General features: G+C 46.9%; 1 pseudogene. It reads left to right on the top strand.

Features of this window, described 5'->3' with window-relative positions:
• Positions 1-552: pseudogene (locus R7O13_RS29920) on the top strand (MotA/TolQ/ExbB proton channel family protein); the annotation flags it as partial.

The raw sequence follows: 552 nt of genomic DNA, 5'->3' as shown, positions 1-552 counted from the left end.
GGTAAAGAAGCCGTTCGCGACGTAACGCTAGTAGGAGAATTTAACGCAATTGCAGATGGCAAATACGTCATTTATGTACCTCAAACTGGCAAGTTCGAAGAACTATCACGTCAGCCAAGCAAGAACATCACAAGCCAAGTGGCTGGTTTTGAATCAGCAAAAGGCACTTATGAGCCGCTATTCCTTGATCCATCTCGTGGCGTAATTCTATCGCTACTAGTACAGAGCCCTACCGTTCAGGAGCGTATTGACCAAGGCGGTATCGTTGGTTACGTCATCCTAGCAATGGGCGCTGTTGGTGTCATCATCGCGCTATTGTGCTTCCTACGCCTTCAGATCATCGGTGGCAAAATGCGTAAACAGGCGAAATCAGACACAGTTATCCCTGGCAACCCTCTAGGTGAAGTTATCCAAGCTTACCAAGATCACAAAGGCGACAACCTTGAAGATCTGGAAGCAAAGTTGGACGAAATCATCCTACGCAATGCACCAAGCATTGAACGCTTTATCAGCTCAATCAAACTGTTTGCTTCTGTAGCTCCACTACTGGGT

This window comes from Vibrio sp. Y176 (assembly GCF_033438945.1).
Note: the sequence above shows the minus strand (reverse complement) of the source record. Positions and strands in the feature narration are given on the sequence as shown.